This is a genomic window from Acinetobacter sp., from assembly GCF_045628685.1.
GTDB lineage: Bacteria > Pseudomonadota > Gammaproteobacteria > Pseudomonadales > Moraxellaceae > Acinetobacter.
Window position 1 is genome coordinate 1 of the sequence record NZ_JAZQPV010000029.1, and the last position, 5,067, is coordinate 5,067.

Genomic DNA, 5,067 nt, shown 5'->3' on the forward strand with positions numbered 1-5,067 from the left:
TTGTACTTCTCCTGTGCAGCCTTGAGACTGGCGGCCGGCGTGGTGTCTTCGTAGCTGCCTTCACCGAAGATGGTGCGAAGGTCGTTCTTGGTCACGGTCGCGAACGGCGCCGGCTCGTCACCGAAGGTGAACAGGAAACCCTTGCGGTTCTGCTTCTCGTACGAATCGAGGTACGTATAGTTCGCGGCGAAGTACCATGACAGGTCATACGACTCGGAGCCGTTGCCTCCGCCGTTGGCCACGAGCCACATCTGGCGCAGCTGTTCGACGATCTTCAGGTCCGGCTCGAAGTACGAAACCTGCAGGGCGCCGTGACCTTGTGCGAACACATCGTCGATTGCGTGGAACATGACGTGCGGGTCGCTGACGGCGTAGGTCTCGTGGATTTGGGTCATCAGCTTTGGCAGCTCGACCTTGGCGATCTGTTCAGCGACTTCGCCCATCGAGCCGGTGACGTCCAGGCCGAGGATGATCGGGGTTGGGTTCGGATTTTCTTCCGAGATGATCGACTCGCGGAGCTGCAGGCCGACTCGTTCGCCTTTACCGACCTTGACATTTCTCGGATCGAGCTTTTCATTGACACGGTGTGAGAACACCTGCTCGCGAGGCTTATTGACATAGTCGGTGCTCTTCGTATACGTACGGTAAGTATCATCATTCCAGCGTGCGTTGCCCATTCTAATTCTCCTTGTGGTATTACTTCAAATGTTTGTTTGCAAACTTACGAGCAAGGCGTTCGTTGACGCGATGCATGCCTCTTACTGTGATTGAGCCACGGAACTTGAAGTCATTCAAGTTCTCGTGGCTCAGCGTATCCATCCGCACCACAATCACATCGTCTGTGTTTGACCGATTTTGATCTCGCCAATCAGTGAGCAACCGCTTGAGTTTAGCAGCATCTTTCGCTTCCACACTGCCAAGCTTCTGTTTCCCGTTATGCAGCATCACCGCATTCACATCGTACTTGTTGTCTACTTCTGGTACCAAGTACAGGAACTGATCAAAGACATCATGATACTGACCTGCTTTGGGTAGGTACTCTTGAGCACCAGCGTAGAAACGCATTCCGACGATTGTGACCGACGAAAGCACCCTACGCTCTTCGTCCGTCAGGCTGCGAAGTCCAGAGTGAAACTTCGCATCCCAATCGCTGTCGTCGGTCAGGTACGGAAAGGGCCGCCTTTACCACCGCTGTTGCCGCCGGTCTTGTTGCCGCCGCCGAACAGGTTGGCCATTGGGTTGTTGCCGCCCATCATCATCATCATGAGCATCGGGTTCATGCCGCCGGCGTTGTTGCCGCCCATCGAGCTCATCAGCATGATCGGCATCAGCTTTTCCATGTCCGGGCCGTCTTCGTTGCCGCTCATGGCCGACATCTGCATCATCATCATCATGTTGCTTTGCATTCCGTTCAGGTCATTCTGGCCGCCTGGCAGCATCGTCAGCAGCGAGCGGATCACCATGACACCGTCGGCACCCATGCCCAGCATCGAGACCTTCGGCGGTTTCCAGGTGGTGCGTTGGCCGTCGACCTTCATCAGGGTGAACTGGACATTCGACTTGTCGAGGTCAGATTCGGCAACGGTCAGGTCGAGCGGGTCTGCTGCAGGCCCTGCAGCAGTGGACTTGCGCGATGGACGCTTTGCGGGGGTCGAGCTGCCGACAGGCTTCACGCCGTAACGTTTTTCGACGATCCAGCCTGCCTTCTCGCCCGAGCCGAAGTAAATCAGGTCGCCGACATTGACGGCGTCGATCGGGGTAGACTGCGCGAAAGCAGGAACTTCCATGCCGAACTGGTCGAACATGTTGATCTCGATCTGGGCGTCATCGCCTTGCCCGGTGAACGTAGCGATACCCTCGCCGGTCTTGAAGCCGACCTTACCGGTCATCATGTCCCATACCACACCCGGTGCGCGACGGAACAGGCGGTTCATGAACTTTTCGCCGCCGAAATTTGCCATTGCATTCATTTTGATACTCCTTTGAGGTTACCTCGATTTTTCATTAGGACTCGAGGTGCATCCATTACTAACGGTGCTTGATGATGTAGCTATTATACAACTAATCTATACGTTTGTACACCGTTAGTTAATGTAACGTGCGCAGGTGAAGACCGCGCCTTTCTGCCTCGCACGCTAATTCTACGATTGCGTCGGCGCATTTGCCGTTAAAATCTGTATAGCTAGCGTAGGCCGGTGTAAAGCTGATTTCATAGCCTTCCACACACTCGTCATATAGCTCGCGAATGGATTCATTTGAAAGCTTTGTTACATCAATAGAAGTGTAATTCTGATCTTTGACTGGCTCGCGTTTCATGATGGTCCCCTTGTTAAAAGTCATACCCTCACATAATGCTCGAGATCGCTGTGTGGCAGCAACTTCTCCACTGGTACTTGATACCAGACCTTCGGGCGCGGGTCATTATTCCGCGTCAGCGAGTTGATCTCGCTTTGGCAGTAGCCGATCGCGGCGGCCGTGAACGTTGCGTTGTAGATAAGACAGACAGGATATTCTCCGTCTACGATCGCGGCCTCATCAGGGCGGACGACACGCCCCTCACGTTCAAGGAACTCTTCGTTCGATTCGTTCTTTGGGTTCAGGAAGCAGGTCATACACCCTCCTATTCAAGTTAATTTTCAGGTGCAGTTTGCGGGCCAGTTAAAGCATCAAATGGGCTGGCTTTTGTCACTGCAACTCGTCTAACGGTTGCGCCATTAGATGTTGTTTCTGTCACCACCCCAGATTCCTTTTTTGATATCGTTTTCTTGACAGCAGTTGTCGCTTTCTTCACAGCCGTCTTTGTCTTTGCAGTTGGCTCTTGAACGCTGCCATTTTTGTTATTCCCGCGGTTGGCCTTTGTCGGGTTCTCATTGGCGTCCGTTAAACGACCACCGACAATCCGCGATAACTCAATCAGTTCTTTTTTTACTGAACGGAAATTGCTCGTGGACTTCACAGCTTGTGCTGCCGCCACGAGCAATTGCTCATTCGGTTTGATGAAATCAGGATTGACGAAATTGTACAGGCGCGGCACATTAAAATCCACGGGCCCTAATTTTGAGTCCTGGCTCACAATGATCTCGACATCGGTCCATTGCGCGGCGTGATCTGCTGGTCGGTGATCTTTCCAAAAGCCTGTGGCCATTTCTGGAATCAGAACATTTTTCAGCAGAGCTACCTGCACTGGCGATGAAACGAAAAGTCTCTTATTCATTCTTATACCTCAAAATTAGTAGAGTGGTGCATAGGTTCATTATAACACAAAACCCGCAGGTTTGTAACAAAAATGATAACAACCTGTTTTTACGTCGTTGACTGGCTCTGCGCGTTTTGCGAGCAGCTAGTCACACGCGTTCGGTCTCATGAGATCCTGACCCCCTTGTTCCACGTTGAGCAGACTTTGCCTGCAAATTCTATTGTGCCATGAAGCACACCATTCTTGTAATGTGCTTTGTAGGTGTTTGCGTAATCTAAGGCCGGCCCGTCCTCACGGTGGAGGACGGGATGACCTAGGTTCTTCGATACCTTACAGTGTTGCTTGTTGTCCTTGTCGTCTACAAGAATCATAGCAATGACACCAGCAAGGTGTGGTCCTGCTTTGCTCATTTATGAAACTCCTTCAACCATTCCTCGATGTGAGGAATGAGATGCTCCGTCTTCGTCAATTCGAGCTCGGCATCGTATTCCTTGATGTCGTGCGCGATCTCAGCAGAAGTCATGTCGAACAGCTCATCATAGCCGTTCTCCTTAGCATTGCCGAGTGCCTCGTAGACGAAGGCCTTCGTGATGCGTTGCTGCTCGATCGAGGGGCCATCGCAGATGCAGCGGTCTGGCAGGTAATGATTGCACTTAGTGCAACGCATGTTCGATCCGTTCCAGTTCGTCGTATTGATCATACCGATTCCGTCCATTTTTTATCGAGGTAAACCGTTTTGGCGCCAACCTTTGCACGTTGGATCGTTCCGTCAGGAAGCATCCAGGCACAGCATTCGGTGGTCGAGAGAGCTACCGCACAGGTTTGAACTTCTGGGTCCTTGCTGTACACGATCTTCATAGCTTTCCAACCGTACTTCGCAGCTTTCGTGAGGGCCGCCATCTGAGCATCCGAGGCGTAGATGGTGAAGAGCTGAAGGAAGACGAAGTTCTTGCCACCCATATCTCCATCAACGCCGAGGGATTTCAGAAGAGGCTTGGTGTGAAGAGTGTTTGGTTGCATTTTTGAACTCGTTTGGTTGGTATATGATTATTATACACCAACCTGCGAAAACGTGTTAACTTTTTTGGTAATTTTTGGCTTACACCGAAGAGTTGGTAACTCAAGGGTGTATAAGAATCACTTACTGCTTAGCTTTCTTCAACTCGTCGTGGATTGCTTTGAGCGCCGCAGGGTGGACGGGCCATTTCACGCGATCAATATCTGTGACGTCGACGTCCCTCCATTTAGCGTGGCCGTTCGCCTGGAGGTCATCGACATTTTTCGTGATGCAGGTAACGAGATCACTGATTTCCTTCTGGTACTGGTTCTTGTACGCGAAGGTTGCGAGGACGTTGTTCACCTTGTAGGTTGTCACCGGGTCGGACTGGAAACCGTATGCGCCAGATGGGAGCGACGTCTTCGTGTAGAAGCCGTAGCTGTCCAGTTTCGGGTTGCTCAGCGGGATCAGCTTGACGCCTTTGGCGGTCTGCAGCACCGTGATTGGCTGGCCGGCGACGATGAACTCAACGTCAGCATCACCGCTTTGAACAGCTTTCAGGCCGTTGCCCTGCGAGAGGTTGCCTTCGACGGTTTCCCACTTGATGCCAGTCATCTGCTTGATGAGCTGGACGGTAACCCAGGTACCTGAACCTTCAGGTCCCTCGATCACGCGTTTGCCGGACATGTCAGCCAGCGAGTTGATCTTCGAGCCGTTCTTGGCGATCGCGTGGACCTCGACCGAGAAGAAAGGAAAGACCGCGACGACGCGAGACATCATTTTCGGGTCGATCTTACGCTGGTAGTCGAGCGCATCTTCTTGCACGATGCCGAACTGCGAGTTCTTGTCGGTGTAGATCTTGTTGACGTTGTCA

9 protein-coding genes are annotated in these 5,067 nt (G+C 52.2%); all 9 read right to left on the minus strand.

Annotated features, from left to right (window positions below; translation table 11 throughout):
* The coding region (locus tag ACKI4H_RS04175) for a hypothetical protein (protein ID WP_407304046.1) at positions 1 to 677 on the minus strand (677 nt) is incomplete at its 3' end.
* A 19-nt stretch (positions 678 to 696) separates the two neighbouring features.
* The gene (locus ACKI4H_RS04180; RefSeq protein WP_407304048.1) at positions 697 to 1,092 is read right to left on the minus strand and encodes an HIRAN domain-containing protein; all 396 of its coding nucleotides are present in this window, start codon (positions 1,090 to 1,092) and stop codon (positions 697 to 699) included.
* 68 nt (positions 1,093 to 1,160) lie between these two features.
* Positions 1,161 to 1,970, minus strand: coding sequence for a hypothetical protein (locus tag ACKI4H_RS04185; protein ID WP_407304049.1), 810 nt, complete (start codon positions 1,968 to 1,970; stop codon positions 1,161 to 1,163).
* A gap of 118 nt (positions 1,971 to 2,088) precedes the next feature.
* On the minus strand, positions 2,089 to 2,316 hold the full coding sequence (locus tag ACKI4H_RS04190) for a hypothetical protein (protein WP_407304050.1): 228 nt from the start codon (positions 2,314 to 2,316) through the stop codon (positions 2,089 to 2,091).
* A 20-nt stretch (positions 2,317 to 2,336) separates the two neighbouring features.
* Positions 2,337 to 2,612, minus strand: coding sequence for a hypothetical protein (locus ACKI4H_RS04195; protein WP_407304051.1), 276 nt, complete (start codon positions 2,610 to 2,612; stop codon positions 2,337 to 2,339).
* A 17-nt stretch (positions 2,613 to 2,629) separates the two neighbouring features.
* On the minus strand, positions 2,630 to 3,214 hold the full coding sequence (locus ACKI4H_RS04200; RefSeq protein ID WP_407304052.1) for a hypothetical protein: 585 nt from the start codon (positions 3,212 to 3,214) through the stop codon (positions 2,630 to 2,632).
* A gap of 388 nt (positions 3,215 to 3,602) precedes the next feature.
* Entirely contained in the window at positions 3,603 to 3,896 is a 294-nt protein-coding gene (locus ACKI4H_RS04205; RefSeq protein WP_407304053.1) for a hypothetical protein, read from the minus strand.
* Positions 3,893 to 4,096, minus strand: a complete 204-nt coding sequence (locus ACKI4H_RS04210; protein ID WP_407304054.1) for a hypothetical protein — start codon at positions 4,094 to 4,096, stop codon at positions 3,893 to 3,895. The genes ACKI4H_RS04205 and ACKI4H_RS04210 overlap by 4 nt, the downstream gene beginning before the upstream one ends.
* 241 nt (positions 4,097 to 4,337) lie before the next feature.
* A partial coding sequence (locus ACKI4H_RS04215; RefSeq protein WP_407304055.1) for a TAXI family TRAP transporter solute-binding subunit occupies positions 4,338 to 5,067 on the minus strand: 730 nt, incomplete at its 5' end.